Consider the following 411-nt stretch of genomic DNA (forward strand, 5'->3'; position numbering starts at 1 on the left):
GCCGCAGGGCCGACGCGGGCGCGCCGAGCAGCAGCAGGGCCGCCGTGGTGTCCGCGCGGTCCTGGCGGGCCTCGACGGCCGCCGTCAGCAGCGTCGCCACCGTGCAGCCGGTGACCAGGGAGGCCCCGAGCACGGTGAGCGGGCCGATCGCCCCGGCCTCCGGGTAGCGCAGCACCGCCATGGCGTACGTGGCCGCCGTGACCGCCGAGACCACGCCCAGCGGGCGGCCGATACGGCTGGCCTCCGCCATCAGTGCCCGTCCGGCCAGCAGGCGCAGCGCGCCGGGCCGCACCGTCTGGAGCAGCCGCCCGCACAGGTGGGTGAGGCCGGGCCCGGCCAGGGCGAGCCCGATCGCGGCGAGCACCAGGCCGACGAGCGCGCCGGGCCGGTCACCGGGGGTGCCGCCGGTGC

At 80.0% G+C, this 411-nt stretch carries 1 pseudogene; it reads right to left on the reverse strand.

Features of this window, described 5'->3' with window-relative positions:
• Positions 1-411 (reverse strand): annotated as a pseudogene (locus tag G3I53_RS12675) (hypothetical protein); the annotation flags it as partial.

The organism is Streptomyces sp. SID14436 (genome assembly GCF_010548465.1).
GTDB lineage: Bacteria > Actinomycetota > Actinomycetes > Streptomycetales > Streptomycetaceae > Streptomyces.